The organism is Streptococcus sp. 5004 (genome assembly GCF_013276755.1).
Lineage (GTDB): Bacteria > Bacillota > Bacilli > Lactobacillales > Streptococcaceae > Streptococcus.
This window is the reverse complement of record NZ_VMLP01000004.1, coordinates 56,403-82,944: the sequence shown is the minus strand read 5'-3', so window position 1 is coordinate 82,944 and position 26,542 is coordinate 56,403. Positions and strand designations below refer to the sequence as shown.

At 41.4% G+C, this 26,542-nt stretch carries 30 protein-coding genes, 1 pseudogene and 1 riboswitch; all 31 genes and pseudogenes read right to left on the bottom strand.

The genetic code is table 11. The features are described from left to right. Positions 1 to 125: 125 nt before the first annotated feature. Positions 126 to 434: a 30S ribosomal protein S10 gene (gene rpsJ / locus HT685_RS01820; protein WP_001284513.1), complete on the bottom strand. Its 309-nt coding sequence runs from the start codon at positions 432 to 434 to the stop codon at positions 126 to 128. 253 nt (positions 435 to 687) lie between these two features. Further along, positions 688 to 1,305 (bottom strand): phosphoribulokinase, encoded by a 618-nt coding sequence (locus HT685_RS01815; RefSeq protein WP_173225161.1) that lies wholly within the window; start codon positions 1,303 to 1,305, stop codon positions 688 to 690. Beyond that, positions 1,302 to 1,892 carry an anaerobic ribonucleoside-triphosphate reductase activating protein gene (gene nrdG / locus HT685_RS01810; RefSeq protein WP_173225158.1) on the bottom strand — a complete coding sequence of 197 codons (591 nt, stop codon included), beginning with the start codon at positions 1,890 to 1,892 and terminating at the stop codon, positions 1,302 to 1,304. The genes HT685_RS01815 and nrdG overlap by 4 nt, the downstream gene beginning before the upstream one ends. Continuing rightward, positions 1,885 to 2,391: a GNAT family N-acetyltransferase gene (locus HT685_RS01805; protein WP_173225154.1), complete on the bottom strand. Its 507-nt coding sequence runs from the start codon at positions 2,389 to 2,391 to the stop codon at positions 1,885 to 1,887. Before HT685_RS01805 ends, nrdG begins: the two co-directional genes overlap by 8 nt. 37 nt (positions 2,392 to 2,428) lie before the next feature. Beyond that, positions 2,429 to 2,569, bottom strand: coding sequence for a hypothetical protein (locus HT685_RS01800; protein WP_000521632.1), 141 nt, complete (start codon positions 2,567 to 2,569; stop codon positions 2,429 to 2,431). 11 nt (positions 2,570 to 2,580) lie between these two features. Next, on the bottom strand, positions 2,581 to 4,788 hold the full coding sequence (nrdD, locus tag HT685_RS01795) for an anaerobic ribonucleoside-triphosphate reductase (RefSeq protein ID WP_173225151.1): 2,208 nt from the start codon (positions 4,786 to 4,788) through the stop codon (positions 2,581 to 2,583). Positions 4,789 to 4,907: 119 nt separating this feature from the next. Beyond that, positions 4,908 to 6,446, bottom strand: coding sequence for a damage-inducible protein CinA (locus HT685_RS01790; protein ID WP_173225148.1), 1,539 nt, complete (start codon positions 6,444 to 6,446; stop codon positions 4,908 to 4,910). Between the two features lie 254 nt (positions 6,447 to 6,700). Next, positions 6,701 to 8,233 carry a cardiolipin synthase gene (cls, locus tag HT685_RS01785; RefSeq protein WP_173225143.1) on the bottom strand — a complete coding sequence of 511 codons (1,533 nt, stop codon included), beginning with the start codon at positions 8,231 to 8,233 and terminating at the stop codon, positions 6,701 to 6,703. Positions 8,234 to 8,378: 145 nt separating this feature from the next. Beyond that, on the bottom strand, positions 8,379 to 8,849 hold the full coding sequence (locus tag HT685_RS01780) for an SP_0198 family lipoprotein (RefSeq protein ID WP_001827160.1): 471 nt from the start codon (positions 8,847 to 8,849) through the stop codon (positions 8,379 to 8,381). Positions 8,850 to 8,936: 87 nt separating this feature from the next. Then, positions 8,937 to 10,187, bottom strand: coding sequence for a folylpolyglutamate synthase/dihydrofolate synthase family protein (locus HT685_RS01775; protein WP_173225136.1), 1,251 nt, complete (start codon positions 10,185 to 10,187; stop codon positions 8,937 to 8,939). A 406-nt stretch (positions 10,188 to 10,593) separates the two neighbouring features. Then, positions 10,594 to 10,899 (bottom strand): DUF1292 domain-containing protein, encoded by a 306-nt coding sequence (locus HT685_RS01770; RefSeq protein ID WP_000017620.1) that lies wholly within the window; start codon positions 10,897 to 10,899, stop codon positions 10,594 to 10,596. A gap of 15 nt (positions 10,900 to 10,914) precedes the next feature. Continuing rightward, positions 10,915 to 11,334: a Holliday junction resolvase RuvX gene (gene ruvX, locus HT685_RS01765; protein ID WP_004239076.1), complete on the bottom strand. Its 420-nt coding sequence runs from the start codon at positions 11,332 to 11,334 to the stop codon at positions 10,915 to 10,917. Between the two features lie 3 nt (positions 11,335 to 11,337). Further along, complete coding sequence (locus tag HT685_RS01760; RefSeq protein WP_000507059.1) at positions 11,338 to 11,604, bottom strand: IreB family regulatory phosphoprotein; 267 nt, start codon at positions 11,602 to 11,604, stop codon at positions 11,338 to 11,340. 86 nt (positions 11,605 to 11,690) lie between these two features. Further along, positions 11,691 to 12,260, bottom strand: a complete 570-nt coding sequence (locus tag HT685_RS01755) for an SP0191 family lipoprotein (RefSeq protein ID WP_173225133.1) — start codon at positions 12,258 to 12,260, stop codon at positions 11,691 to 11,693. Between the two features lie 65 nt (positions 12,261 to 12,325). Further along, on the bottom strand, positions 12,326 to 12,724 hold the full coding sequence (gene spx / locus HT685_RS01750) for a transcriptional regulator Spx (RefSeq protein WP_000591165.1): 399 nt from the start codon (positions 12,722 to 12,724) through the stop codon (positions 12,326 to 12,328). A 135-nt stretch (positions 12,725 to 12,859) separates the two neighbouring features. Then, on the bottom strand, positions 12,860 to 15,520 hold the full coding sequence (gene mgtA / locus HT685_RS01745; RefSeq protein WP_173225130.1) for a magnesium-translocating P-type ATPase: 2,661 nt from the start codon (positions 15,518 to 15,520) through the stop codon (positions 12,860 to 12,862). Positions 15,521 to 15,714: 194 nt separating this feature from the next. After that, positions 15,715 to 15,865: riboswitch (M-box (ykoK) riboswitch) on the bottom strand. A 57-nt stretch (positions 15,866 to 15,922) separates the two neighbouring features. After that, positions 15,923 to 16,984 (bottom strand): Xaa-Pro peptidase family protein, encoded by a 1,062-nt coding sequence (locus HT685_RS01740; RefSeq protein ID WP_173225127.1) that lies wholly within the window; start codon positions 16,982 to 16,984, stop codon positions 15,923 to 15,925. Then, a complete protein-coding gene (uvrA, locus tag HT685_RS01735; protein ID WP_173225124.1) occupies positions 16,977 to 19,808 on the bottom strand; it encodes an excinuclease ABC subunit UvrA in 2,832 nt (943 codons plus the stop codon). Before uvrA ends, HT685_RS01740 begins: the two co-directional genes overlap by 8 nt. A 470-nt stretch (positions 19,809 to 20,278) precedes the next feature. Next, positions 20,279 to 20,413, bottom strand: coding sequence for a hypothetical protein (locus tag HT685_RS10270; protein ID WP_257994393.1), 135 nt, complete (start codon positions 20,411 to 20,413; stop codon positions 20,279 to 20,281). A 52-nt stretch (positions 20,414 to 20,465) separates the two neighbouring features. Beyond that, positions 20,466 to 20,856: pseudogene (locus tag HT685_RS10335) on the bottom strand (transcriptional regulator). Beyond that, positions 20,856 to 21,275, bottom strand: a complete 420-nt coding sequence (locus tag HT685_RS01725) for a DUF1492 domain-containing protein (RefSeq protein WP_173278933.1) — start codon at positions 21,273 to 21,275, stop codon at positions 20,856 to 20,858. The pseudogene HT685_RS10335 and the gene HT685_RS01725 overlap by 1 nt, the downstream one beginning before the upstream one ends. Positions 21,276 to 22,083: 808 nt before the next feature. After that, positions 22,084 to 22,587, bottom strand: a complete 504-nt coding sequence (locus HT685_RS01720) for a hypothetical protein (protein ID WP_173278932.1) — start codon at positions 22,585 to 22,587, stop codon at positions 22,084 to 22,086. Positions 22,588 to 22,669: 82 nt separating this feature from the next. Further along, entirely contained in the window at positions 22,670 to 23,128 is a 459-nt protein-coding gene (locus HT685_RS01715; RefSeq protein WP_049531940.1) for a hypothetical protein, read from the bottom strand. Between the two features lie 25 nt (positions 23,129 to 23,153). Next, positions 23,154 to 23,978 (bottom strand): ATP-binding protein, encoded by an 825-nt coding sequence (locus HT685_RS01710; protein WP_173278931.1) that lies wholly within the window; start codon positions 23,976 to 23,978, stop codon positions 23,154 to 23,156. A 15-nt stretch (positions 23,979 to 23,993) separates the two neighbouring features. Then, positions 23,994 to 24,791: a DnaD domain protein gene (locus tag HT685_RS01705; RefSeq protein ID WP_173278930.1), complete on the bottom strand. Its 798-nt coding sequence runs from the start codon at positions 24,789 to 24,791 to the stop codon at positions 23,994 to 23,996. Then, positions 24,778 to 25,059 (bottom strand): XRE family transcriptional regulator, encoded by a 282-nt coding sequence (locus HT685_RS01700; RefSeq protein WP_173278929.1) that lies wholly within the window; start codon positions 25,057 to 25,059, stop codon positions 24,778 to 24,780. Before HT685_RS01700 ends, HT685_RS01705 begins: the two co-directional genes overlap by 14 nt. Beyond that, entirely contained in the window at positions 25,052 to 25,393 is a 342-nt protein-coding gene (locus tag HT685_RS01695; protein WP_173278928.1) for a DNA-binding protein, read from the bottom strand. Before HT685_RS01695 ends, HT685_RS01700 begins: the two co-directional genes overlap by 8 nt. Further along, complete coding sequence (locus HT685_RS01690; RefSeq protein ID WP_173278927.1) at positions 25,374 to 25,667, bottom strand: hypothetical protein; 294 nt, start codon at positions 25,665 to 25,667, stop codon at positions 25,374 to 25,376. The genes HT685_RS01695 and HT685_RS01690 overlap by 20 nt, the downstream gene beginning before the upstream one ends. After that, positions 25,664 to 25,879 carry a hypothetical protein gene (locus tag HT685_RS01685; protein WP_001003773.1) on the bottom strand — a complete coding sequence of 72 codons (216 nt, stop codon included), beginning with the start codon at positions 25,877 to 25,879 and terminating at the stop codon, positions 25,664 to 25,666. Before HT685_RS01685 ends, HT685_RS01690 begins: the two co-directional genes overlap by 4 nt. Position 25,880: 1 nt before the next feature. Next, positions 25,881 to 26,081, bottom strand: coding sequence for a hypothetical protein (locus HT685_RS01680; RefSeq protein WP_173278926.1), 201 nt, complete (start codon positions 26,079 to 26,081; stop codon positions 25,881 to 25,883). Further along, complete coding sequence (locus tag HT685_RS01675; protein ID WP_000852438.1) at positions 26,078 to 26,530, bottom strand: hypothetical protein; 453 nt, start codon at positions 26,528 to 26,530, stop codon at positions 26,078 to 26,080. The genes HT685_RS01680 and HT685_RS01675 overlap by 4 nt, the downstream gene beginning before the upstream one ends. Positions 26,531 to 26,542 lie beyond the last annotated feature (12 nt).

The following is a 26,542-nucleotide window of genomic DNA, read 5'->3' as shown; positions in this document are numbered from 1 at the left end:
TCAAAGTGAAAATAGGAAACTGACGCAGTGTCTGGCAGACACTAGGAAGTTTATTTTTTCCACACCGAGTTTAGCCCGTGTTCAATTAGATTGAAACACCAGCCTCTGCTCTTTTATATTTTAGATTAAAGTTTGATTTCTACGTTTACACCACTTGGAAGATCCAATTTCATCAAGGCATCAACTGTTTTTTGAGTTGGGTTAACGATATCGATCAAACGTTTGTGTGTACGCATTTCAAATTGTTCGCGAGAGTCTTTGTATTTGTGAGTCGCACGAATGATTGTGTAGAGGCTACGTTCAGTTGGAAGTGGGATTGGACCCGCAACTTGTGCACCTGTACGAGTAGCTGATTCTACGATTTTTGCAGCCGCTGTGTCAAGCGTACGGTGTTCGTAAGCTTTCAAACGGATACGGATTTTTTTGTTTGCCATCTTTTTCTCCTTTTCGTCTATTTAAGATAATAGGCTAGCTCCACAAGAAAACCGACGCGGTGTTGCGTGGCAATGCAACCGAGCGTGTCGCAACCTCTTGCATCAAAGCTAAAGCTGTAATTTACAGCACCATAATAGAATAACACAAAGCCCCTGCGATTGCAAGGGATTTGTTAGATTTTTTTCGTTTTTTTGGGATGAAACTGTTTTCCTATTTTTTCTTTTTAAAATTAGGGATTTTCTTCTATATAAGTTAAGTCCTCTTGACCTCAAATTTACCTTCTGATTGGTCCACTAGAATGTCCGCCCTTGACTCAGTTTCTTTATAGTATCGCAGATACTGCTCCCGTCTCATCTGGTGGCTAGCCAATATAAAGGAGGCATCGCGATTTCTCACAGTCGTATCTCTAGCAAGGCGTCGCTTTAATTCGGTCTCCTCATCCGTGTAGAAACAGATGGTTTTGTCAAAGAGTTCCTTGGGTAAAAAGCCTACAGACATCCCTTCGACAATCAAAATCGGTTTTGCTCCAGACAAGACCTCACTAGCTTTCCAAGGTTCTTCAATTGTTAAGATATCCATACCTGCCTGCAAGGCTAAGATATCTCTCCGCAAACTTGCCAATTCATGTGCCACCGGCAGACAGGCTGTCACCTTTTGATTTGGCTCGTCCTTGGGTACTACCAGATGGCGTTCTGAGGTGATATAGGGATCTGTTTCTAGCAAATTTACTGTAGTAGAATCTAAAGCTTGGTACAATTCCTGTGCAAAAGTTGATTTACCCGAAGCCCCATGACCGTATATTCCCAGTGTCCTGACTTTCCCCGTCTCGATCTCTGAGACTAGTTGGTCTACTAAGTCTTTTTTCTTCATTCTCTCTTCACCTGTTCATAGCTTTCTTTTCCGTCATTAAGCTTGTCCCAAATCACTACTTGCCCACTTTGGAGCGATTTTTGCACATCTATAATTCGTTGATTGGACGAACCTCGAAACTGGAGCATAAGATTTCTCTTAGTTCGATCATATCGCCCATCGACAAGAATATCAATCATGGACAAGAGTTCCAGTTTGTCTGGAGTCTCCAGCATCATTTCTTCCCAAGTGTAGCCCGTCCAGGACCAGATGTCCTTGTCTGGCAATTCCCTCCGAATGCGCTTAACGAGTGGCAAGAGAATACCAGTATTGAGAAAAGGCTCTCCTCCCAGCAAGGTCAAGCCTTGAACATAAGGTTGAGCGAGATCTTCCATGATTTGTTCTTCTAATTCTGCTGTATAGGGAATGCCAGCATTAAAAGACCAAGTCGCAACATTATAACATCCCTCGCAGTGAAACATGCAGCCTGATACATAGAGGGAGTTCCGCACACCTTCTCCATCCACAAAGTTAAAGGCCTTGTAGTCGATGATACGTCCTTTGCTGAGCTCCTCACTTTTCCATTCTTGTGGTTTTGGATTATTCATTCGCTACCTCTATCCAATAACGCTCGACTCCATCACGAACATCCTCAATGAGACCTCCATTTGCTAGAATGACTGCTCTACTAGCAGGATTATTCACGCTACAGGTCACCAGAGCCTTCTTGATGTTCTTTTCTTTAGCAACTTGCAAGCCCTGACGGAGAGTTTCTTTCGCATAACCTTTGCCTCTTTCTGACGGACGAATGGAGTAGCCAATATGACCAGCATAATTCAGTAAACCCTCATTCAGTCTCAATCGCAGATTCAAAAATCCTAGAGCACAACCTACATCATCAAATGATACAAATTGAATAGAAGGAACACGATTTTCAGGCAAGTTTATTCCCATCTCTTTTTGCATATTTGTTTCCAACCACTCTTTATACACAAAGTTCTCTGTATTCCAGAAACCACCATCATGGGCTGATTGGGTCTGCTCAAACTCTGCCATCATGTCTAAAACTGTTGCTTTATCTGCTAATCTTGGTCTGCGCAGTTCCATTTTCACCTCCCACTAAGAGAAAAGCGAGAGAAATCCCTCACTTTTTCTTATTCTTATTTAAAAATTGTTCTCTGAGGTTGAGCAAGCGTTCTTTTTTGCTCACTCCACCTTTCGAATGCTTTTCATGATAACGGGTCACTTGTGCACGCCCCTTATCATCTAATTGATATTTTCCCATTTCAGTTCTTTCTAATTTGTTACTTGATGACCAGCTATTTTAATCGTTGAGCCATTCATATGTTTGACACGCGCAGCAATTTCTTTGTGACGGCCGTTGACCATCGGTCTCGCTTGAGGATTGCCAAGATAGCCACAAGTTCGTTTCACCACATCTACTGTTTTAGGATCGCTATTCCCACAGTTTGGACAAGCAAATCCTCTCTCAGTTGGTTCAAAATCCCCTTCAAAGTCACACTTGTAGCAACGGTCTATTGGAGTATTGGTCCCAAGATAGCCCACACGGTCATAAGCATAATCCCAGACAGCTTCCAAGGCTTTAGGATTTTGCTGAAGGACTGGATACTCACAATAATGGATGAAACCACCTGACGCACCTGCTTCTGGATAGACTTTCTCAAAGTCTAATTTTTCAAACGGTGTTGGATTTTTACGAACATCGTAGTGGAAAGAGTTAGTGTAGTATTCCTTGTCTGTGATATCAGGAATAGAACCGAACTTCTCTGTATCTAGTCTACAGAAACGGTCTGTCAGACTTTCAGATGGGGTTGAGTAGATAGAGAAATGATAGCCATATTGGTCAGACCACTCTTCTACACGGCGTTTCATATCACGAATGATGTCTAGCGTGAATTCCTTAGCATCTGGATTGCTTTCCCAGCTGTTACCAAAGAAAACAGTCGCTACTTCATACAAACCGATATAGCCCAGCGAAACTGTTGCCCGACGATTCTTAAAGAGCTGGTCAACATTTTCTTCTTTACCTAGACGATGGCCAAAAGCACCGTACTGATAAAGGATAGGAGCATTCGCTGGTGTCGCCTCTTTAGTGCGTTCGACACGGTAAACCAGAGCATCTTCAGCGATATTCATACGCTCGTTGAAGATTTCCCAGAACTTATTCATGTCGCCCTCAGATTCGAGGGCAATACGAGGAAGGTTGACCGTCACAACACCTAGATTCATCCGACCTGAATTGACCTCGACACCATTTTCATCCTTCCACCCTTGAAGAAACGAACGGCAACCCATAGGCACCTTAAAAGAACCTGTCAAGTCAACAATCTTATCGTAAGATAAAACGTCTGGATACATCCGTTTGGTTGCACACTCTAGGGCCAACTGCTTGATGTCGTAGTTGGGAGTTCCTTCTTCTAAGTTGAGTCCTCTTTTAAGCGTGAAGATAAGTTTAGGGAAGATAGCTGTGCGGTGTTCTGAACCAAGTCCCTTGATTCGGATGTTCAAGATAGCTTTTTGAATTTCACGCTCAAAACGACTGGTTCCTAGACCAAAACCTAGCGAAGTAAAAGGTGTTTGGCCATTTGAAGTGAAGAGAGTATTGATTTCATACTCAAGGGATTGCATGGCATCATAAATGTCTTTTTGCGTTTTCTTCCAAGCATAATCTTCCCGTTTTTCAGGCAAGACCCATTCTTCTGCATCTTTGAGATGTTTTTGATAGTTCTTCTCTGCATAAGGCGCCAAAACTTCATCGATACGGTCAGCTGAACAGCCACCGTACTGGCTAGAAGCAACGTTGGCGATAATTTGGGAAATCTGAGCTGTCGCAGTCTGGATAGACTTGGGACTTTCTACCTCTGCATTTCCAATCTTAAAACCATTTTCCAACATACCTTTAAAATCAATCAAACAGCAGTTGGTCATAGGTGTATAGGGGCTGTAGTCCAAATCATGATAGTGGATATCCCCTTTTTGGTGGGCATTGGCTACGTGCTTAGGAAGCATTTGCAGTCCGATTGATTTCCCAACAATGCCTGCTGTCAAATCACGCTGGGTATTAAAGACATCGCTATCTTTATTGGCATTTTCATTGACAACTGCCTGATCTTTATTAAGAAGCTTATGAATACTAAAGTTAATATCTGTCGCTTTTGAACGATCAAAATCCCTCTGTGTCCGATAAGTAATATACTCCTCAGCCAGCGCATATTCTTTGGCTTCAAGCAGTTCATGTTCTACGATATTTTGAATTTCGTAAATCTTAACCCCCTTTGGAAAGCGACTATGAATTTCTGTGACAATATGCTCTGTCAGAGCATTGAGGCGCTTTTCGACTAAGGGTGTCACATCCATAACCTTGTCTGCCGCCTTGTGGAGAGCTTTGTCAATCTTATCCACATCAAATACAACACGTCTCCCATCTCGTTTCTCGACGAAGAGAGTTGGCAAAATTGTAATTTTTTCTTCTAGTGCAATCATATGCATGCTCTTTTCTAAAATATTCTTTCTAAAAAGTATTATACCACTCTAAAAAGAAAAATCAATATCTTGTGTTAAAAATCCTAAAATTTTTAAAAATACACAAGATATTGATTTTGTTATTTGATTTTATAGACTTTAAACTCTGAGTAATCAGTCTTTACTTGTTGGTAATTTTCTTTTAAGAGTGTTTCCACTTCAGACCACACTGGCACCTTATCATTCACCACAATCACCTTAGGTTGTTTTTCTTTCAAGTCATTAAGTAACTTATTCCGATTTTCCTCAGTTGCTGTATAGTGCATCGGAGACAAAATCGCCGATGGCGACAAGCGCTCACTCTTACGATAAAGAGTCGCAGTATCATCCCATGCATAGATAGCATCTTCCGTACTTGTCTCCTCTTTCACCAAATCAGCAAGATGATTACGTTCTTGATAAGGTACCGGATAAAGGACAAACTTCATCAAAAAAGGAACAGACAAAAGATAGACAAGCCCTAAAACTGGCAGATATAGATTTCCTTTGAAAAAACGACTCCATAGACTAACTGGCGTTTCTCTTCGTCTTCGTCTAACACTACGCCCCCTCTGTTGACTCTTAATATTGGTTACCAATAAAAGTAAGAAAACAGGGAAGACGACCATCAAATAAGAAGCGTGCAGAGGCTCTTGTGAAAAGAAAAGTAAAATCAAACCTAAAATTGTCACAAGACTTGCAGGCACTGAGATGACATATAGTTTAGAGGGTTTAGATTGAAAGAGACCTAAAAAGATACAAACCACAAATCCCAAACCAAGGGACAACAAGCCATAAAAAGCCATATTCTCTAAAATTTTAGAAGTAAAATCAAAGCGAATACTGTCAATGGGATAGCGAATACCACTAATGGCATCCCCAAAACTTCCTGTTGCAACACTATAGTAGGCAGTTGGATAAAAGACAAGTGAAAAACCTAAAGCCACTGCAAGAAACTGATAAAACCCATGTGCAAAGCGTCTATGCCCAAGGTTAAAGACCAACAAGCCTAAACTCACTACAGCAATAAACAAGAGCGATGACAAGGGAGCAAAGAAAAATCCGCCTGCCAAAGCCAGCCCAATCCGTACAAATCCCTTATCATGGCTTGGCTTGCTTAGGTAAGCAGCAACTAAACTAAAGGCCGCGAATAAGAAAGGAAGCGCTAAAAGAGTCGCATAGCCTCCACCAAAAGCAAGACCTGTAACCAGCATGTAAAAAATAGTCACCACTTGTCCAGCTTGCTCTCCTTGCTCTGTCAAGGTATCCGCTGATCTAAAGAGGAAAAATCCTCCTGCTACCAAGGCTAACCACTCAAAGATGGCAAAGAAAAATCCGCCCTGAGTCACGTAAGTCAGCAAATAATAAAGCAAACCTTGACTTCCATAATAATCGCTGTAAATCTTCCCTGCCTGATGAAGCGCCCAACCTGCATAAAAATCCTGCACTTCTTGTGCACTCATTAAATCGAGTAATAGCGGTACTCCTAGAGTTATCCCCGTTACAAGCGTACTCCATAGTAAAATTTTCACCAAAGGAAGACGACTTGATTCACGATGATGCGATTCTTGTTCGATTTGGTATTCTAGAGGTTCATGATTCTCCTGATGAACTTCTTTTACTCTACCATACACACTCATATCGTTTCTCCTATTCAATTTATCTGTCTTAGTATATCAAAAAGTCCTAGGATTGTCAGCTTGCGATGGCTGTTTGAGTGATTTTTTGCATAGTTTCACAAAGGTTTCAATTTCCCGAAAGCGGTGTAAATGTGTCTGTTTGAATGTCAGGATATAGTTTATTTCTTTCTGAGTCAGCATCGTTCCTCCTACATCTTCTTATTCGTAAAAAGCAAGAAAAAGAGGACTCGGTCATTTCCTAAGTCCTAGATTTCTTATAAGATTGGGGCGAATAACTGGGCGATTTCTTTTACAAGCTTTTGATACCAGCTCGTTTTGATAGAATGAGGATAGACTTCCTGAGAATCTGCAAATATATTTTGAAAATCTCGGGCTATTTCCATTATAGAAGGAGTTTTATAGAGTAAGACTGCATTTTCATAATGGTGCACCAAGCTTCGGTAGTCGAGATTGATTGTCCCCACCACCGCAAAATCTTCGTCTACCAACATCTGCTTACTATGAATAAAACCTGGACTATACTCATAAATCCGAACTCCAGCAGAAAGAAGGTCTGGATAAGCCCCTCTTGTGACTAACTGAATGAACTTCTTATCTGGTATGTAAGGGGTGACAATCCGAACATCGACCCCTCTCATAGCAGCATTTTTGATTGTCTCCGTTAAATCATAATCTATGATCAAATAAGGTGTAGTAATATAAACCGATTCAGTTGCTTGATTGATCAAACTCTGATAAACCTTTTTCCCTACCTGCGTTCGAAAAATTGGCTTGGGTCCACTTCCGTATGGAATGGTTAATCCGTCACTTGGAATAGAATGATTTTCTAAATGATATTGATCAAAATCACTAATCTCTCCTCGATTGATGTACCAAGTGGTCAAAAATAAGCGTGTCAGGGCTTTTACTGCTAGTCCGTCCAAGCGAATTCCACTATCCTTCCAATAACCAAATCTCTCGACGTGGTTAATGTACTCATCTGCCAGATTGACCCCACCAGTATAGGCTATCTGACCATCAACAATCAATATTTTTCTATGATCTCTGTTATTATAGGCCACTGTCAAACGAGGAATAACTTTATTGAATTTATGGGCCTCGATGCCCAGCTGACGAAGTCGATGTGCATAATCTCCTGTTAAAGTAGCCATACAGCCAATATCATCATAGAGCAGTTTAACTTCAATGCCTTGAGCGACCTTTTGCTCCAAGATTTCTAGAATACGATTCCACATCAAACCTTCTTCTATAATGTAATATTCCAAGAAGATAAATTTCTCAGCCTTTTTGAGATCTTCTACCATCTTTTTCCACATAGCTTCTCCGTTAGGAAAAAATGTAGAGGCAGTTTGATCATAGATATCGGCATTGGTATCCATACTCAATAAGGACTTGATGACGCCATATGCCGCCTTATCACTTTCTTTTAATTCCTCTTTTAGTAACTGGCTATTTGCTTCTTGGAAATGCATGGAGCCTAGCTTCTTCAGTTGTTTGATTTCTTTTTTGGACAATCGCCTTTCACCAAACATCAGATAGAGCAAGGGGCCAAATACTGGCACAAAGGCTACTAATAACCAGGTTACCTTATTCTCAGGAGTCGTATTACGGTTGACTATCGAAATGATTGTGATGATACTCAGTAGAATGAGGACAGTAATCCATAAAATGGGGGCCATGCGCCCTAAATAAAGAAAGAGACCAAAAACCAGACAAAGTTCAAGTAGCATAATCGAAAGACTAAAGCCATACTTGGACATCAATAATTGAAATTTTCTATATTTCATATCCCCTCCTTGATATTTTGAACACTAAAAACAGGTAATTGATACTAGTATAACTCAGGTATTCGGTAGAAGGCAAGTATTTATGATTATTTTCTAAGCAAAAGTAAAAAGGCTGAAAAATCCAGCCCTTCCTACTTGCATAGTCTTATTTAGTTAAAACGATTTGGTCCGATGGGTCTCTATCCATATCGTCTACGACGATTTGATTACCGTTTACAGTGTAAATTTTGACATCATCGCCAATAATCATGCGTTGATTTGCTGCATCAAATGTGACCTGTTTGACTTTCTGATCCCCGTCAGATTCGAGCTCAGTCCATGTACCAGTCGTTCCAGTGACCACTAAAGTGATACGGTCTCCGTCATCTTGGCCTGTATAAGTCCCATCAATATCAGTCGGTTGAGCAACAGGTTGGTTCTGTACTGGAGCCGCTTGATTTTGATTACTTCCTGCATTTGCAGTATTGGTATTCTGTTGAGCAGGTTGTTGAGCAGGTTGTTGGACCTGCTGCTGAGCCACAGGCTGTTGAACTGGTTGTGTTCTTTGGGAACAAGCAACTAGCAAAGATACACTCGCTAAAGAAACAATAGAAAGTGCTGCTGTTTTGAATGTCATAATAAATGTCCTTTCTCTTGCCATGCTAGAAAAATAGATTTTCCTTAGCCAGCAATTCATCTAGTATAACAAAGACAAAAGAAGAGGTCAATTTATCTGCTCATGCCCCAGTAGGTGGCTCCGTACTTCTGAGATAAAATAGAGAGACCCTGTAATGAATAACAAGTCCTGAGCATCTGCTCTTTCTTCAAAACTGCTGATAAATTCTCTGTAAGAAGGAATGACATGGTAACCTGTTACATCTGTCTCATCCAGAGAACCTTGATAGTCAAAACCAGTCACCTTGAGTGCCACCTGAGGCAATTTTTGAGTCAGATAACCCAACATCCCTTGATAATTCTTGCGTTTCAAGGCCCCAAAGAGGATTTGAGGACGATAACCTCCTTGCTCTTTTTCTTTGATAAACTCAACCAAGCGAGTCAAGGCAGGGAGGTTATGAGCACCATCCAAGTAAATCTGAGGACGAATACGCTCCAAACGCCCAGCCCAATGGGTCTTCTCCAAAGCCTGTCTTACAACCTGCTCATCAATAGATTCCTTTCCTTCCCTCATAAAGATAAGAAAAGTTTGCAACGCCAAGGCCGCATTTTCCTGCTGATAAGCTCCTTCCAATCCTATTTTCAACTGCGAAAAAGTTCCCAAAGAACTTGAAAAATCACTATTCAGCATTGAAAAATCCTGACTCGCCTGATAAAGGGCAACAGCTAAAGATTCGGCTTTTTTCTGACAGACAAGCCTAGCTTCTGGAGCCAGCTTAGCAATCACAGCTTTTTTACCAGCCTTGAAAATACCAGCTTTCTGCTCTGCAATTGCTTCTAGACTATCACCCAAGGTTTCTTGATGATCGAACCCGATGGAGGTGATGACAGCAAGCTCTCCAGTTACCACATTAGTCGTGTCAAGTAAGCCACCAATTCCCACTTCTAGTAAAAGCAAATCCACCTCTTGCTCCCTAAAATAGAGAAAAGCAATCAAGGTCAGCAATTCAAAAAAGGACAACTGGTCATGGGTTTGCAGAAGCGTTTTTTCCATCTCCTTGACCTGCTCAGCCAAACGGATGAAGTCTGTGTCTGCTATAGGTTGCCCATTAATGCAGATTCGATCATTAATAGAGACGATATGAGGGGAGGTAAAGGTCGCAACTTTTTTGCCATGTCCCATAAATAACTCCCTCATAAAAGCAATGGTAGATCCTTTCCCATTAGTCCCTGTTACGTGGATAATAGGGTAAGACTTCTCAGGATTTCCTAACAAATCCACCGCTTGCTGCATTCGGCCTAAACCTGACCTAAAATTCAAACCAATCCGACTATGAAGCCACTCTTCTACTTCAAACATACACATCTCCTTGACAAAAGTCCAATCAATTATCGCATTAAAGTATGGTTACTAATAAAAACAAGGCCAGGATTTTCGTCCCGACCTCTTACCTGGTTAGCTAATAACTAGCTACTATAAATGTTAACGTGGGCTAAAAACATCCACAGGACATTCCAACTCTTCCCAATTTCTGGGAGTTGGGCTGATACAGTCTCCCAGACTTACCAGTTCTCTCTTATTTAAAGGAACTGGGGTAAAAATGTTCACTGGATATGCCTGCGTTTCTATTTTCTAGCGCAGGGCTAAACACGTCCCCCGGACGTTCCAACTCTTCTAATTTCTAGGAGTTGGGCTGATACAGTCTCCCAGACTTACTTACGGTCTTTATTTTTAGCGTAAGGGTAAAAATGTTCACTGAACATTTTTACTCCTCCATAAAACTATTGAAAACTTCTTCAATCATGTTCCATTCGTCTTCTGAGTCTTCTGGGATTGGTTGCAATTCGCCTTCTGTTCCATCTTCGTTTTCGATGAATGAGTAAGCTTGGATTTCAACTTGTCCGTCTTCGTCTTCTTCTGCGTTAACTGGTACTAGAAGAACATAGTTTTTACCAAATTCTTCTTTTCCGTCAATGGTCAAAAGGATTTCAAACAAGGTTTCATTTCCTTGCTCATCTACTAGTGTGATTAGTTCACGTTCTTCGTGGTCGTGGTTATGATCGTGTGACATAGCCTCTCCTTTATATTAAAATTTTCTATCTAAATAATTTTGTAAAATCAGCTGAGCTGCTAACTTATCAATGACTTTCTTGCGCTTATTGCGACTGATATCTGCTTGTTCAATCAACATACGCTCTGCGGCAACTGTTGTCAAGCGTTCATCCTGATAGTCTACTGGTAAACCAAAAAGTTCTTCTAGCTTCGCTCCGTAGGCTTGACTAGCTTCCACGCGCGGTCCACTTGTATTGTTCATGTTTTTAGGCAAGCCCACTACAAATCGTTCCACCTTGTAAGTATCAACCAACTCCTTAACGCGGTCAAAACCAAATTGACCTTGCTCCTCATTGATTTGGATGATTTCAAGCCCTTGAGCTGTAAAACCAAGCGGATCGCTAATGGCCACCCCTACCGTTTTTGAACCGACGTCCAATCCCATAATTCTCATAGGTTACAGATCGACTCCTTGTCCTTTAAGGTAGTAGCGGACCAATTCCTCAACGATCTCATCACGCTCATACTTACGGATTTGATTTCGTGCATTATTATAACGAGGAACGTAGGCAGGGTCTCCACTCAATACGTAGCCTACGATTTGGTTGATTGGGTTATAGCCCTTATCGTTCAACGAAGCATAAACATCAGTCAAAGTTTCGCTAATTTCTTTTTTATTGGAATCGTCCAATTTAAAACGTACTGTTTCTTCAGTAAATCCCATTCTAACACCCTCTTTCCTTAGAATAGTACCATTATAGCATAATTCCTTACGTTCTACAATTCAGGCAGTCTATTTATTTGGATTTTCTATTGTTCTGTCGCACCATTTGCCAATCTGTCTGAAATATATTTGCTTGGTTCATTCTTCAAGAGATTTTCCAAGCCAATATTCTTCAAATATTCCAACTGGGAAGCCTTTTTAACGTCCAAAACTTGAAAATCAAAAGTAGTCGTTGTTTGAAGTTCCGTTGCGCTCAATAGTTTTGTTTCAAGCTTAAATCCTGCTAATTTACGAGCTGCTATGATGGACTCATCCTTCTCCTCCGCCTCGAGAAGAGCTTTTTGAGTTTCTTCCACTCCGTGTTGGTCAATATAAGTTTTCAACTCATCAGAGACTGGACGCTTTTGTTGAATCGTTAAGCTCAAAAAAGTCTTGTCCTTGTATGTAATGGTTTGGGTTTGCTGGCTACCATCATCTGACTTGGGCAAGACCAAAGTCTTGGTTACAACTGTATTCTTCTCAGCATTTTCAATAACTGGCAATGCTGACTGAAGCGTATCTTTTTCTGTTTTTGTAGCTGGTCCAGTTTCTTTTTTCTGTCCGCAACCAACCAGGACAAAAAGGAAAGCTAGACTAACAAGAACTATTTTTTTCATTTCTTTCTTCTTTCTTTTTGAAATTAAAATAGAATAAGACTGGGAATTGCTCCCAGCCTTGATGTTTATAGAGCTGCACGCAAACGTGCTTCTGCATTTTCTACATTACGGACAGAGCGTGGTAGGAAGGCACGAATATCGTCTTCCTTGTAGCCAACTTGCAGGCGTTTTTCATCCACAAGAATTGGGCTCTTTAAAATTCTCGGTGTTTCCATAATCAGATTGAGGACTTCATTGACACTCAAATCTTCAATATCCACTCCAAGGGCTTTGGCATAGCGATTTTTAGACGAAACGATGCTGGCTATTCCGTTATCTGTTTTTGTCAGAATATCCAGTAATTCTTCTCGCGTAATTCCTTCTTTACCAAGGTTTTGTTCTTTATAACTTAACTGGTGGGCATTGAGCCAGGTTTTTGCTTTTTTACAGCTAGTACAACTTGAGACTGTATAAATTTTAATCATGTACCTACCCCTTTCGCTACATGTTACTATCAGTTTAGTCTATTATACCATAAAAAACATCCGACTTGCGACCTATTTTTAAATTTTTTTGACTTTTTTCGTCATTTTCGTACTTTTTTCTTGACAAAATGAAATTTACAGCCATTCTTGATATTTCTTGATATAAATTTTTTTCACAATTGTCACGCTAATCATATACAAAATAATGATGAAAAGTAAAAAGATGAAATAAATCGGTTTTAAAGGAGTTAGATGGAGAAGGCTAGATAGTGGACTGTAGGGAAGGAAGGTCACAAAGGCTGCAGCCAATAAAGTTGTCACAAGGACTAGCCAAGCTGGACGACTTTGTAAAAAGGGAATTTTGGCTGAACGCAGCATATGGATAACCATGGTCTGTGACCACATGGACTCGATAAACCAACCTGTCTGAAACAAGACAATAAATCCTACGGCAGACTCCGCTCCATGAACATAGGCTTGACCTGTCGTCATGGGTACAATGATAAAATAGAGCAAAATAAAGGTCAAAATATCAAATGCAGAAGAGATAGGCCCCATCCAAACCATGAAACGTGTGATAGACTTGGCTTCCCAAGTATGCGGATTTCTCAAAAAATCTTTATCCACCTTGTCAAAAGGCAAGGCAATACAAGACAAATCATAGACTAGATTTAGGATAATCAAATGGACTGGTGCCATTGGTAAAAATGGCAAAAAGATTCCAGAGACCAATAGGGATAAGATATTTCCAAAATTAGAACTCACTGTCATTTTGATATATTTAGTCATATTGGCATAGACCTTACGCCCTTCAACAAGTCCTTTTTCAAGCACCATGAGATCCTTATCAAGTAGGATAACATCAGCTGTTTCTTTGGCAATATCTACTGCTGTATCAACAGAAATCCCCACATCTGCAACTTTCATAGAAGGAGCATCATTGATCCCATCTCCCATATAGCCTACAGCATGACCATTAGCCTTAAATTGCAAAATAATCCTTGCTTTTTGGTCAGGTGAAAGTTTGGCAAAGACTGTTACCTCCTCTACAGCTTGGGCCAATTCTTGATCACTCATCTGATCAATTTCAGATCCTAACAGCATCTGATTGATATCCAAACCAACCTTTTCACAGACTGCTTGGGTAACTTTTTCGTTGTCTCCCGTCAAAATCTTTGTTTGAACCCCATGTTCTAACAGAGCCTTAATTGCTGGTGCTGCAGATGGTTTAGGAGGATCTAGGAAGGCTAAATAACCAGTTAGAATCATATCCCCTTCATCATCAACTGTATAGGCATGGTCTTCCCTCAAACCTGACTTATAGGCCACTCCCAAGACACGCAAACCTTGTTGATTTAGTTGTCTAACTTCTGTTAAAATTTCTTCTCTAATACCATCTGTCAAAGGAGTAATCACTCCTTGGTATTCCGCATAACTGGAAATCGTCAACATTTCCTCTAGGGCACCCTTGGTTACCAAACTAACAACTTCGTGTTCATCCTTAACGATAACACTCATCCGTCTACGTTCAAAATCAAAGGGAAGCTCATCTATTTTTTGAAAAGTTTGAGCCAGATTTTGTAAGAGGACGTGTTCTTTTGCTTCCTTTTCAGTCCGTTTGATGATGGCTCTGTCCATCAAATTTTTCAATCCCGTTTGAAAATAAGAATTGAGATAAGCTCGTCTCAAGACGGTCAAATCCAAGCGTCCATGGATGTCCAAGGGGTATTCAAGGACAATTTCGTCTTGGGTTAGAGTTCCTGTCTTATCTGTACACAAAATATCAATCGCCCCTAAGTCCTGTATGGCATTGAGTTTCTTGATAACCACTTTTTCCTTGGCCATAATGATGGAGCCTTTTGCTAGACTGGCCGTGATAATCATAGGAAGCATCTCAGGTGTCAATCCAACACCAACACTCAAAGCAAATACGCCAGCTTCCAGCCAGTCACCATCTGTTAAACCATTGGACAAGAAAACGATGGGCACCATGACCAGCATCAAACGAATCAAGAGCCACGAAATACTATTCATCTCCCGCTCAAACGAAGTAGGCTCGTCATAGGTGTTCAAAGTCTGCTCAATGGCCCCCATCATGGTATCATCACCAACTGCTAAAACCACGGCCTTGGCACTACCAGATAAGACATTGGTTCCCATAAAGGCTAGCGCTTCTGCTTCTAGCAGACTATCAGATTGTTGAACTGTTGCCTTGGTCAAGGCCAATTTTTCAACCGATTCACTTTCACCTGTCAAGCCCGACTGTTGTACAAAGAAATCGCGCGACTCAAATAAAAGAAGATCTGCTGGAATCATGTCTCCAGCGCTTAATTTAACCACGTCACCCACTACCAAATCATCGATAGGTACTTCTTGGATTTCTCCTTGACGAATGACAGTCGCTGTGTTGACAATCATTTTTGATAGATTAGTCGCAGCCTTATCACTACGGAGTTCTTGGACAAAGCGTATGCCACCAGAAATGAGGACTAGGACAACGATGATAATGGAAGTTGTCGGATCCTCTTGACCTGGTTTTGCCAACCAGACATTGGTCACCAAGGAAATCACGGCGATGACCAGTAAGATGATCGTAAAAGGATTGATAATGGATTCGTAAATCTTTTTGAGGATACTGTCTTCTTGACCCTTTGTGATGGTATTTTCGCCATATAGGTCACGATTTTTCTCCACCTGCTCCTCAGTCAAGCCTGTTAGACTTGTCTTATAAAAAGATAGACTCTCGTCTAAAGGGACTTGAATAGCTGTTGCTAATCTTTCTTTTGTAGTTTTCATTGGTTTCTCCTATCTATATGAATGATGTGTTTCATACACAGAGACCAATCACTTTATAAGGGCAGAACGACACAAATCAGCGATTGGCTGTGTATGTGCGGTTCCGGATGGTCGTCAATTTGCATCGTTTATCTCCTTTCTTTGATTTAAACAGTAGAAAATCCCACCATAAAATGGCAGGATTAAAAAACTAATTATCTGTTTTTCGTTCAAGCTTTAACTCCATAGGGCAATGTAATGAGCTTAGTCTTGGCCTTCGCGACCAGGACTGTTGACCAACGAGTAGTGTCTCCACTGCTTTGCGGTAGTCATCCGTATCCCTATGGTAGCCTCACCTACCGTTTTCGTCTTTCAGTATAAACCTTTAAAATTTAAAAGTCAATCATTTGAGTTGTTTAACTCTTAAATAACTATCAACTCTTTTGGAGCTAGGGTCAACAATTCACAACCTGTCTCTGTAATCAAGATATCATCCTCAATACGAACTCCATATTTGCCTTCGATATAGATACCTGGTTCATCGGTCAAGGCCATACCCGCCTTAATAGTTTCTGTAGAAGTCTGGCTAAAGTATGGTTCCTCATGGATATCCAGTCCAATACCGTGTCCAATACCGTGGGTAAAGTAGTCGCCATAACCTGCCTCGATGATAATATCACGAGGGATTTTGTCAAAGTCACGGAAACCTAAGCCAGCCTTAGCTTGGTCAATCAGAGCTTGGTTAGCCTTCAAAACCGTATTGTAAATCTCTGCTTGCTCGTCGCTAACATGCCCCAAGTAGATAGTCCGTGTCATATCACTGACATAGTGGTCATAAAGGCAACCGAAGTCCATGGTAATAGCTTCTCCCAGCTCCACTGGTTTGTGCATAGGATGGGCATGGGGTTTGGAAGAGTTGATCCCACTAGCTAGAATAGTGTCAAAAGACAGACCAGATGCTCCCAACTCACGCATGCGGAAGTCAAGGAAGTTGGCAATCTCAATTTCAGTCTTTCCTGGCTTAATAAAGTCAAGCGCATCGCGGAAAGCTTGGTCTGAAATAGAACAAGCCTTGCGAATAGCTGCAATCTCCGCCTCATCCTTAATCATACGAAGTCCTTCAACAAACTGAGTTTGTGGAAGCAAGTCAATTCCTTCAAAAGCTGCCTGCATACGGTGATAATAAGAGACCGAAATCTCGTCCTCAAAACCGATTCGAGACAAGCCCATATCCTTGACAATTCCGGCAATGACAGCCAATTCATCACGGTCAGCCACAATCTCAAAACCACTTGTTTCTTGCTTAGCTGCGATGATATAGCGAGAGTCTGTCACCAAGACCTGACGGTCACGGCTGATAAAGACTGTTCCGTTCGAACCCCAAAAACCAGTCAGGTAATAGACGTTTTTAAGGTTATTGATGATGATGCCATCTAGTTCATTTTCTTGCATTTTAGCGAAAAATGCTTGTACACGTTTATTCATGATGTAACTTTCCTTTCAAATAATGTCCTGTGTAGCTGGCTTCATTGGCCGCTACTTCTTCTGGAGTTCCTGTTGCGATGATGGTTCCACCACCGACACCGCCTTCAGGTCCCAAATCAATAATATGGTCTGCTGTCTTGATAACATCCAGATTGTGCTCAATGACAAGAACTGTATTGCCGTCGTCGACAAAGCGAGCCAAGACCTTGAGCAAGCGAGCGATATCCTCTGTATGAAGCCCTGTCGTCGGCTCATCCAGAATGTAGAAAGATTTTCCTGTCGAGCGTTTGTGGAGTTCGCTAGCCAACTTCATACGCTGGGCTTCTCCCCCAGAAAGGGTGGTAGCTGGTTGACCTAGCGTCACATAGCCCAGTCCCACATCCTTGATAGTCTGAAGTTTGCGTTGAATTTTCGGAATGTGTTGGAAAAATTCTACCGCATCGTTGACGGTCATATCCAAGACCTGCGAGATATTTTTTTCCTTGTAATGAACTTCTAGAGTTTCACTGTTGTAGCGAGTTCCGTGGCAAACTTCACAAGCCACATAAACATCTGGCAAGAAGTGCATCTCAATCTTGATGATCCCATCACCTGAGCATGCTTCACAGCGACCACCCTTGATGTTGAAACTGAAACGCCCCTTCTTGTAGCCTCGAATCTTGGCTTCATTTGTCTGGGCAAAAAGGTCACGTATATCGTCAAAAACTCCTGTATAGGTAGCAGGATTAGACCTCGGCGTTCGTCCGATTGGACTCTGGTCAATGTCAATCAAACGGTCTACATACTCAATCCCTGTAATCGTTTTAAATTTACCAGGTTTGTCTGAATTGCGGTTGAGTTTTTGAGCAATGGCTTTTTTGAGGATGCTGTTGATGAGGGTCGATTTCCCTGAACCTGATACACCTGTCACTGCGATGAATTTTCCTAGTGGGAAGTGAGCAGTGACATTTTGCAGGTTGTTCTCACGCGCTCCTGTCACTTCAATAAAACGACCATTTCCCACACGGCGCTCTTCTGGTACTGGAATGGCACGTTTACCTGACAAGTACTGGCCTGTGATAGACTTACTGTTGCGAGCCACCTGCTTGGGCGTACCTGCAGCGACAATCTCCCCACCAAAAACACCTGCACCGGGACCAACGTCAATCAGATAATCCGCCTCACGCATGGTATCTTCGTCATGTTCCACTACTATGAGAGTATTACCCAAATCACGCATCTTTTTGAGACTGGCAATCAGACGGTCATTGTCCCTCTGGTGGAGACCGATTGACGGCTCATCCAGGATATAAAGGACACCTGATAAGTTGGAACCAATCTGGGTCGCCAAGCGAATGCGCTGACTTTCCCCACCTGAAAGGGTTCCTGCTGAACGAGATAGGGTCAGATAGTTGAGACCCACGTTATTCAGGAAGGTCAAGCGGTCCTTGATTTCCTTGAGAATAGGGCGAGCAATGATGGATTCATTTTCAGATAGAGTCAACTGACTGACTAATTCCAAGTGATCAGCGATAGACAGGTCTGAAATTTCTCCGATATGTGGTCCTTTCTCACCACCAACACGGACAGACAAGGCCTGGTCATTGAGACGATAACCGTGACAGGTTCCGCAGGTCAGCTCATTCATGTAGAGACGCATCTGGGTGCGGGTGTAATCGCTGTTTGTCTCGTGATAACGACGCTTGATATTATTGACAACTCCCTCAAAAAGAATGTCAATATCGCGCACGCCACCAAATTCATTCTCATAGTGGAAATGGAATTCCTTACCATCTGAGCCGTAGAGAATCAAGTTCTTATCTTCTTTTGGCAAGTCCTCAAAAGGCTTATCCATATCCACTCCAAAAGCCGTCATGGCCTGCTCTAGCATGTTTGGATAGTAGTTGGATGAGATAGGATTCCAAGGTGCTAGCGCCCCCTCACGTAAGGTTTTGCTGGCATCTGGCACTACCAAATCAGTATCCACCTCCAGCTTGATTCCCAAGCCATCACACTCACTACAAGAGCCAAAAGGAGCATTGAATGAGAAGAGACGTGGCTCTAACTCTGGAACAGTAAATCCACAAACTGGGCAGGCATAATGCTCAGAGAAGAGCAACTCAGAGTCGTCCATGGTATCGATAATGACATAACCTTCTGCGATACGAAGGGCAGCCTCAATGGAATCAAAGAGCCGACTACGAATACCCTCCTTAATAACAATACGGTCAACTACGACATCGATATTGTGTTGCTTGCTCTTAGATAACTCTGGCACTTCGGTCACATCATAGACTTCCCCATCCACACGGACACGAACATAACCGTCTTTCTGAACCTTCTCAATAACACTCTTATGTTGCCCTTTTTTCTTGCGGATGACAGGAGCTAAAATTTGCAGGCGCTGGCGTTCAGGTAACTCCAAAACCTTATCCACGATTTGCTCTACAGAAGAAGCCTTGATAGCTCCATGCCCGTTGATACAGTAAGGTGTCCCCACACGCGCGTAGAGGAGACGCAGATAGTCATTGATTTCAGTCGTGGTTCCCACCGTCGAGCGAGGGTTTTTGCTAGTCGTTTTTTGGTCAATGGAAATAGCTGGGCTGAGACCATCAATAGCATCTACATCTGGTTTCTCCATATTTCCCAAAAACTGGCGAGCGTAGGCTGACAAACTCTCCACATAGCGACGTTGTCCCTCCGCATAGAGGGTGTCAAAGGCCAGACTGGATTTCCCTGAGCCTGACAAGCCGGTCACAACAACCAGCTTGTCTCGTGGAATCTCCACATCAATATTTTTTAAATTATGGGCACGCGCCCCATGAATGACAATTTTATCTTGCATCTTTGTTCTTTCTAGTCCATTATTGCTTACCATTATACCAAAAAAAGTGAGATTCTATTACCCAAAAGGCCGATTTTGTAGTATAATAAAAAACTTCTTATTTTAGGTTTCCTTAGGGCTTCCTGACCCTTATATCACGCGCTTTTTAACAAAAAATACTAACATTACTTTTTACTACTTGCTCCCCCAAAGTACGCAAAAAGGGGAGCAAAAAAAGCCCCACAAAAGGGCTAAGATTTGACGAGTTCAGCAGGCAAGAAACTAGCACGGTCAAACGTGCTTTTTTTATTGCTGGTTGCTGATAGGTATATTATACCATGAAGCGCGTGGTTTATAAGATTATGACCTCACAAAAGCCCCCAGATTCGTTTCTAAGGGCTTGTAGTTTGTCCGTGGTGTTTTAGTTGTCCAGTACGAAACAAAGCAAAATAGGGGGCGAATATGAAGCCTACGCCTACATTTGCCAACATTTACGCTTCTAATTCTTGTAGTAAGGTTAAATCTAAACCATCAAGGTCAACATCTATTTCAAAATCCATGTTTAAATCTATCTCCATATCCTCTAATTGGATATTCTCCAAATCAATCAAAAAATCTTCAATCATGTCATCCCCCTCACTTAAATCTCAACATTTCTCAATAAAACACCACAAACGCCTACCTATATACTTCTAGTTCTCCGTTCTGGTGGATTCTCGCAAAGTTTAAGACGGCTATCTGTTTGTATCGGTGGTAGCTAGTGGAGCTAGTCCTGCCATCTCTACGCATTCACTCATTGTTTTCTTCCTCATGTAGCAATAATGGATAATAAAGTATTTTCTGGCTCGCTTGTTCTCTATCTTATTGATGTCGTGGGCGAATATCTCCACCCCTCACGGATTGCTTTTTCATGCTCACCGCTCAAATTCCACTGATCAGGTAAGACAAGTTCCCAAGCCTCTTCATCTATCGTAACTTGGTTTTCACTCCCTGCCATCCTCTGGAATCTCAGAAAGTAAGTCATCCGCTCTCTTACGTTCATCATCGTTTTAAACTTATCCAGCTCCATTAGTTCGCTCCTTCCACCTTGCTCAAGTGTTCTATAGCTTCCTGCTTTACTCGATATACTGTAGTCTTTGATTTATCTATTTCCTCAGCAACCTGCCAAGCGTCTAGATTATTCAAATAAAAAAGTCTTAGAACAGAACGCTCAAGCGGATTGACCAACTTATCAATCAGCCTAGATATTTCCATTCTCTCTTCAGTAAGTCGCTCAATCCTCTGAAGCGTATCCTCTTTTAGTTTTAGAACACTTATAAGATTGTTCTCTGTCTTGTTCTCTCTACTTGCCTGTACCCTGCTATGGCTTAGTGTTGGCTTTTTGATAATACCACCTTCCAGAGCCTCCAATTCCAAATATAAGCCTTTGATTTCCTTGCTTATCCACTTAACGCCCTCTAGTTTTTCTTTTACCTGCTCTGGTCTCATGCCTCGGCCTCCTCTATGATATAATATTTTTATCGGAATATCACAAAGGAGTCAGCCCTGTGCTGGCTTTTTTTCGTTTTCTCTATGTTCGCTCTAGCTTCAAATGCTTTCCCGTGAGAAAAAATGTACAATGACGGTGTGAAGCTCATAGAAGCGCGTGGGGAGGGAGATAGCCCCCATATCTCCTTATGGTTTGATAAGCAATTAAGGGATGTTTTTATTTCTCTTCTTTCCTTGTCATTCTGCAAGCAATTAAGGCAAGTTATTTCTTTGCTTATCTGCTTATCATTTGGTAAGCAACAAATCCAAAATAACAGACTTTTAAATTGCTCTTATCTCCTTACAGTTCTTCAGGGAGTAAAATCAAAATAAGCGATGTTATTTCCTGTCCTATTCCCTTACCGTTTGACAAGGAGAAAAACGAAAATAAGGAGCTTTTAAATTTGTCTTAACTCCCTATCGTTTTGTAAGCAATTAAGAAGGTTTATTGTCGTCCTTATCTGCTTATCGTTTCTCAGGGAGTTAAGGAGGGTTTTTATTGCTCTTATCTGCTTGATAAATGATAGGGGAATATAGCCACTTTCTCGGCGTTCGCTCGGAGTTCAACACACATAACCCTGCCATTTGTCAGGCATATTTACTGCCACTACCTAACCAAAACCTTACCATTTTTTGGAACGCTTACCGCACCCTTTTTTGGAACGCTCTACTTACTTAAATCCTTGATATATCTAGCTTTTTTAACATTCAAACCGTCTAATATGTAGTATTTGTTCGTTTTGTAAATTGCACACTACTTCATATTGTCTCACAATCTCGAACCATTCAGCCAAAATCTATCCCCTTTTTCAATATACTTCAAAAACTTCTTATAGTGCTTATGATACCTGTCACGTTTCATATACCTTGGTCTTTCAGGGAAACCATCAAACATATATCTACCACGTCTAGGACTCCACCCTGGTTCTACCTTTCTGGCTTCTTTTAGTGCAAGCTCCCAGTAGTATTGGCAATCCGTTTTACTACGGTTCAGGGTACTATTGTGGATATCTAGACAAGTACCGCAACTAAAATACAAATACCGTTTATAAAGCAACCTGCATCGTCTCCCACAATCAGGGCAAAGAAAGAAATATCGATTACCTCCCTTAGTTCCTGCTATTCTGTCTAATTCAAATGACTCTCCACCAAAATCAATCATTAAATTATCCAAATCAATCTCTAAACGTTGACCGTCCAACTCAGCTATACCCTTAGATATTCCTCTCAGCTTCATTGGTTTAGTGATTGTTTCTATTGCTAACCGCTTCATTATTTCCCCCTATATGGAAAAACCCAAAACTATTGGATTCAGTAGTAGTGAAACCACAAAAAGAGGCAATGCCCCTTTGCTACTATTCTTCACTGAGTAAGCCACTTACTACCACATCACGGACAAATTGAGCTTGTTTTTCTTTGGGTAGTTGCAAAGCTTCAAGTAAAGACTCTAGAACTTGCTTGTCAGTTCCTGCAATCAACTTCTTAATGATATTCTGGAATTGTCCTTCCAAGTACTCGCAAAAATGTATCCGCTGTGCTTGTGTCGGCTGCACTGGTACTGGTGAACTATCTGCAATCAGCAAGAAGCAGGCTTCCGCGATTTGGGCGAATAACTTTGCACGCGCTTCAGGGTGTCTGTATAACTCATAGGCATTTATGCTGGTGTCTTCCGTCCGGAGCTTCTCACCTAGTTCAATCAGTTTAGGCGTATCTTCAAGACATACTGGTGTAGCATCCGCCATAAAATCGTCACGTTTGCGATTGAGTTCCTCCAGTTCCTGATCTGCCTGTTCAAAGTATGCTGGTTCTATCATGGGGCTTCCTCCTTTCTTTATTTGGTTAAAAATTTCGCTTCATCCTCTTGTCTTTAATGTCTGTGATAATAAATACGTTCCCCTCTGATCGTTTTCCAATGCGACTGACTAGCTTATCATTATAGATTCTGGCCAGCTCTTTTCCGTTGTGATTGGTGTTGATGATAGTTGTGTCTCGCTTATCAAAAATCTTGAAAAGAAAGGCCTGTACCCAATTATTAGCTTCATTTTTTTGGTTGTTCATAACGCTTTCTGTTCCTAAATCATCAATAAAGAGATAGTCAACCTCGGTCAGCAACTTCAAGGCGTCATACTCTGTAAAATCACTCTGTCTATACTGCCAACCTGACTGAATGCGCGTGATAATCTCAGTAATACTGACAAAAAGCACACTCTTAGGCTCATTCCTAGACTTATAGCCCTCGTTAATCGCTTTGGCCATAGAATAGCATAAATGACTTTTGCCCGTACCTGGATTGCCCATAATTAGCGTGTTTCCTGTCATACCGTTTAGATACTCCTTAGCTTGTTTGATAGCAAACTCCTTGGCCTCGTGTTCCTCTTTTGTCTCGGCTTTGAAAGTGCTAAAAGAGGCCTCTCTCAGCTCATTTGACACCGTACTTTCACGCGCTAGCACATCATAGGTTGAAGAGTCCAGATCATGGCCTAGGGCTTTTTCTATGCCCTCTAGCTCCGTCTGTTTGATGTTCTCCCTAGTGCATTCCATACAGTAGGGTGATGTATAACCATCTGGCTTTTTGAATTGTACTAGGTTAATCTGATGGATTGGGCAAAGCTCATCAGTGACCTTTATTTTTTCATTGAGCTGGTCTGTATTCAGTAATTCCATTGTTTCTCCTCTCCGTCAGTAGATAAACGGATCTTGAATATCATCGTCAGACTGACCTTGTTTCTTTTGCTGAAACAGTCTCTGTTCATCTTCGACTTGTACCATGGTTCTAATACCATTCTGTCGCCAGTTCTTGAGTATTGAATTGATATAGCTAAAAGATCGCTTGCCGTTATCTGCAGCCTTGTCTATGGCAATCTTGATAACCTCTAGCTCCATACCATCAAGAGTGAGATAGTCAGTCAGTATTTGATATTGTTGCCCATCCATAACCCCTATACGCTTTTGGTAATAGTTAGAGATTTCAGCAGTAGGAGCAGAAGAAGTTTTTTTCTCTATCTCTTCTTCTAACTCTTTCTCTATCTCTATCTCTATCTCTGTCTTACACGTAGTTAACAATGTAAGATTGTCGGGTGACATTGTAAGGTTTTCCTTTTGTTCTCGTTGCTGTTTCCTATATTCTCGCATGTATGCTGCTTGGTTGGTTTCCTGCTGTACCAAGGCTTTTGCCTGCGGTAGTTCTGCGTTTTTATCTTCATCAACTTGTATTAGACCACACTTAGTAAAGTATGCCATGGTCATATCTATATCATCTTCCGATACGTCTAATTTTAGGGCTAACTCTTCCTTGAGATTGTCAAAGTAACCCTCATAGTATAAAATACAGTCACTTTCTAAGCTCTCTAGCATGAGCCTAATATAAATCACCGTCATAGTGTACCCACCAGGTACCGTTTTTAGTCTCTTGATAAAAATATTATCAAAAAATTTCTTATCAATTTTTAGCCAAAAATATATTTTAGTTTTTGCCATTCTCCACCCCCAGAAACTGCCAGATGTCCGTAACTTTGTAATAGATTTTCCTAGTATCTTCTAGTGGTGGCTGATACCGTCTTAGCCCTGCTTTTTCCCACTTTTGGAGTGTCATATATTTTATATCTAACTCGTCCATGACTTCCTGGGCTGAGATTAAACCTGTCAGTCGTGGTTTGTGTATATCACGCGCTTCCAGGTATCTTTCCACTACCTCCAGAATGCCATGCACTAGGTCTTGCTCACTTTCTCGGCTTAGGCTAAACATATCCGCCCACCTCCTTCAAGGTTTCTTTGTAGCTTTCTAGGTCGCTGTTCATCAACACCGCTAGGCGCTTTTCTTCTTCTCGTATCTGATTGTAAAATGTTTTTGCTCCGTCCAGTAGCTCCTCTTTGTTAGCTGGGATAAAATATCCTCTAAATGTCCCATGGCGAACCCCAACAATAGGAATGCTATTGCGCGTGATTAGACGGCTGATAATATCTTGCACGGTTCTTTCTGCTAGCTTAGTGATCAGGCTGATTTCTGCCCCTGTTATGGAGTTCTCAGCCCCCACTTTGATTAGTCTTAATACTCGTTTGTCATTCTCTGATAGGCTCATTCAGTTCCTCCTCTCCTTTGCTTTTATTCACAAAGGTTATTTGTCCGCTCACTACCCCTTGCAAAATATCTTTTTGAGTTTCTATGATTGTATCCAAGGTTTTCAAAATAGCTGTCTTAGTCTCTAAATCAAACGCTTGTTTTGTCAACAAGCCCATAGTTACAGCTAACTTTGTTGCATTGTCCATACACGTAGCTAGAAAAATATCTTTAGTAAAATAAGGTTCATCTGGTATTTTTTCACTATCAAGGTATATCTTCACTATGTAACTCATTTCATCCCTCCGTAAACTCTTACCCCTGCAAGCTGGATATAACGCCCATAATCAGGGCTTAAATCCTCGCTAGGTGTTTCTATCGTCTGTTGGTTTTCTCGCTCAAATTGGGCGCTTTTTTTGCGGTCTCGGTGGTTTAGATAAAGCAACAAGCCAATCAGTACCACCATAGAGATTACCGCCTGTGTATTGGTCAAATCTAATTCATTCATGTCATGCCCTCGCTTTATAGTTCTTGATGTAGTCCACTTGGTCGCTTCGTCCCATCTTCAGGAAGTCTTCCGCCTCTTCGGTGCTTACTTTTCTATCTACAAAATCAGCAATAAACTGGAAGAGGTTCGGATTTCTCTCCTTGATTTCAGCCATTTGTCCATCAAATTCTGCTTGTGTCATGTTGTCTAGGTCCAGTGTCATTGCATTGCCTCCTCAAACTTCTCTATAAGACAACTTTTATTTACTCTCTGAGTTCCATTTTTAGAGTTAAAAAGAATATCTTTTAAGGTTACAGTAGCCTCTAAATACTCCTTTTCAGCATGCTCTATATACGCCTGTTGCTCTGCTTCGTTGTCAAAAAAGTGCTTTGCTTGGCGTTTAAAGAAGGCTTGTCGCATAGCGTCCATTTCAAAAATACCAGGGTGGAAAAACATTCCCGTAGTGCTTTTAGAAACTGCCTCGATTTTATGGCGGTCATTCAATTCAGGAAGTTCAATCCAAAGTAAACGGGATAAATCTTCTTTGATGGATTTTGTCTGACTTGCCAATAACGAAAGGCTATTAAGCCCATTTTTTTCGCCAATTTCTCGCATTTCTGCATTAATTCTATCTATACGTCTAGTTAAAATCTCGTATGTTGTTTCTGCCATACTTTTACCTCT

Bases quoted from the DNA above. Each gene is read 5' to 3' on its own strand.
- HT685_RS10270 (WP_257994393.1), bottom strand. From the start codon at position 20,413: ATGATTGAAGATTTTTTGATTGATTTGGAGAATATCCAATTAGAGGAT.
- rpsJ (WP_001284513.1), bottom strand. From the start codon at position 434: ATGGCAAACAAAAAAATCCGTATCCGTTTGAAAGCTTACGAACACCGT.
- nrdG (WP_173225158.1), bottom strand. From the start codon at position 1,892: ATGAATAATCCAAAACCACAAGAATGGAAAAGTGAGGAGCTCAGCAAA.
- HT685_RS01710 (WP_173278931.1), bottom strand. From the start codon at position 23,978: ATGGAATTACTGAATACAGACCAGCTCAATGAAAAAATAAAGGTCACT.
- HT685_RS01715 (WP_049531940.1), bottom strand. From the start codon at position 23,128: ATGATAGAACCAGCATACTTTGAACAGGCAGATCAGGAACTGGAGGAA.
- mgtA (WP_173225130.1), bottom strand. From the start codon at position 15,520: ATGAAAACTACAAAAGAAAGATTAGCAACAGCTATTCAAGTCCCTTTA.
- HT685_RS01695 (WP_173278928.1), bottom strand. From the start codon at position 25,393: ATGAGCCTATCAGAGAATGACAAACGAGTATTAAGACTAATCAAAGTG.
- HT685_RS01690 (WP_173278927.1), bottom strand. From the start codon at position 25,667: ATGAGTTACATAGTGAAGATATACCTTGATAGTGAAAAAATACCAGAT.
- HT685_RS01675 (WP_000852438.1), bottom strand. From the start codon at position 26,530: ATGGCAGAAACAACATACGAGATTTTAACTAGACGTATAGATAGAATT.
- HT685_RS01740 (WP_173225127.1), bottom strand. From the start codon at position 16,984: ATGAATAAACGTGTACAAGCATTTTTCGCTAAAATGCAAGAAAATGAA.
- HT685_RS01800 (WP_000521632.1), bottom strand. From the start codon at position 2,569: ATGGGAAAATATCAATTAGATGATAAGGGGCGTGCACAAGTGACCCGT.
- HT685_RS01805 (WP_173225154.1), bottom strand. From the start codon at position 2,391: ATGGAACTGCGCAGACCAAGATTAGCAGATAAAGCAACAGTTTTAGAC.
- HT685_RS01700 (WP_173278929.1), bottom strand. From the start codon at position 25,059: ATGTTTAGCCTAAGCCGAGAAAGTGAGCAAGACCTAGTGCATGGCATT.
- HT685_RS01705 (WP_173278930.1), bottom strand. From the start codon at position 24,791: ATGGCAAAAACTAAAATATATTTTTGGCTAAAAATTGATAAGAAATTT.
- HT685_RS01775 (WP_173225136.1), bottom strand. From the start codon at position 10,187: ATGTTTGAAGTAGAAGAGTGGCTTCATAGTCGGATTGGTTTGAATTTT.
- HT685_RS01720 (WP_173278932.1), bottom strand. From the start codon at position 22,587: ATGAAGCGGTTAGCAATAGAAACAATCACTAAACCAATGAAGCTGAGA.
- HT685_RS01680 (WP_173278926.1), bottom strand. From the start codon at position 26,081: ATGACACTGGACCTAGACAACATGACACAAGCAGAATTTGATGGACAA.
- HT685_RS01685 (WP_001003773.1), bottom strand. From the start codon at position 25,879: ATGAATGAATTAGATTTGACCAATACACAGGCGGTAATCTCTATGGTG.
- spx (WP_000591165.1), bottom strand. From the start codon at position 12,724: ATGATTAAAATTTATACAGTCTCAAGTTGTACTAGCTGTAAAAAAGCA.
- HT685_RS01770 (WP_000017620.1), bottom strand. From the start codon at position 10,899: ATGTCACACGATCATAACCACGACCACGAAGAACGTGAACTAATCACA.
- HT685_RS01790 (WP_173225148.1), bottom strand. From the start codon at position 6,446: ATGAGTGTGTATGGTAGAGTAAAAGAAGTTCATCAGGAGAATCATGAA.
- HT685_RS01755 (WP_173225133.1), bottom strand. From the start codon at position 12,260: ATGAAAAAAATAGTTCTTGTTAGTCTAGCTTTCCTTTTTGTCCTGGTT.
- uvrA (WP_173225124.1), bottom strand. From the start codon at position 19,808: ATGCAAGATAAAATTGTCATTCATGGGGCGCGTGCCCATAATTTAAAA.
- nrdD (WP_173225151.1), bottom strand. From the start codon at position 4,788: ATGATTGCACTAGAAGAAAAAATTACAATTTTGCCAACTCTCTTCGTC.
- HT685_RS01725 (WP_173278933.1), bottom strand. From the start codon at position 21,275: ATGAGACCAGAGCAGGTAAAAGAAAAACTAGAGGGCGTTAAGTGGATA.
- HT685_RS01760 (WP_000507059.1), bottom strand. From the start codon at position 11,604: ATGGGATTTACTGAAGAAACAGTACGTTTTAAATTGGACGATTCCAAT.
- ruvX (WP_004239076.1), bottom strand. From the start codon at position 11,334: ATGAGAATTATGGGATTGGACGTCGGTTCAAAAACGGTAGGGGTGGCC.
- HT685_RS01815 (WP_173225161.1), bottom strand. From the start codon at position 1,305: ATGAAGAAAAAAGACTTAGTAGACCAACTAGTCTCAGAGATCGAGACG.
- HT685_RS01780 (WP_001827160.1), bottom strand. From the start codon at position 8,849: ATGACATTCAAAACAGCAGCACTTTCTATTGTTTCTTTAGCGAGTGTA.
- cls (WP_173225143.1), bottom strand. From the start codon at position 8,233: ATGAAATATAGAAAATTTCAATTATTGATGTCCAAGTATGGCTTTAGT.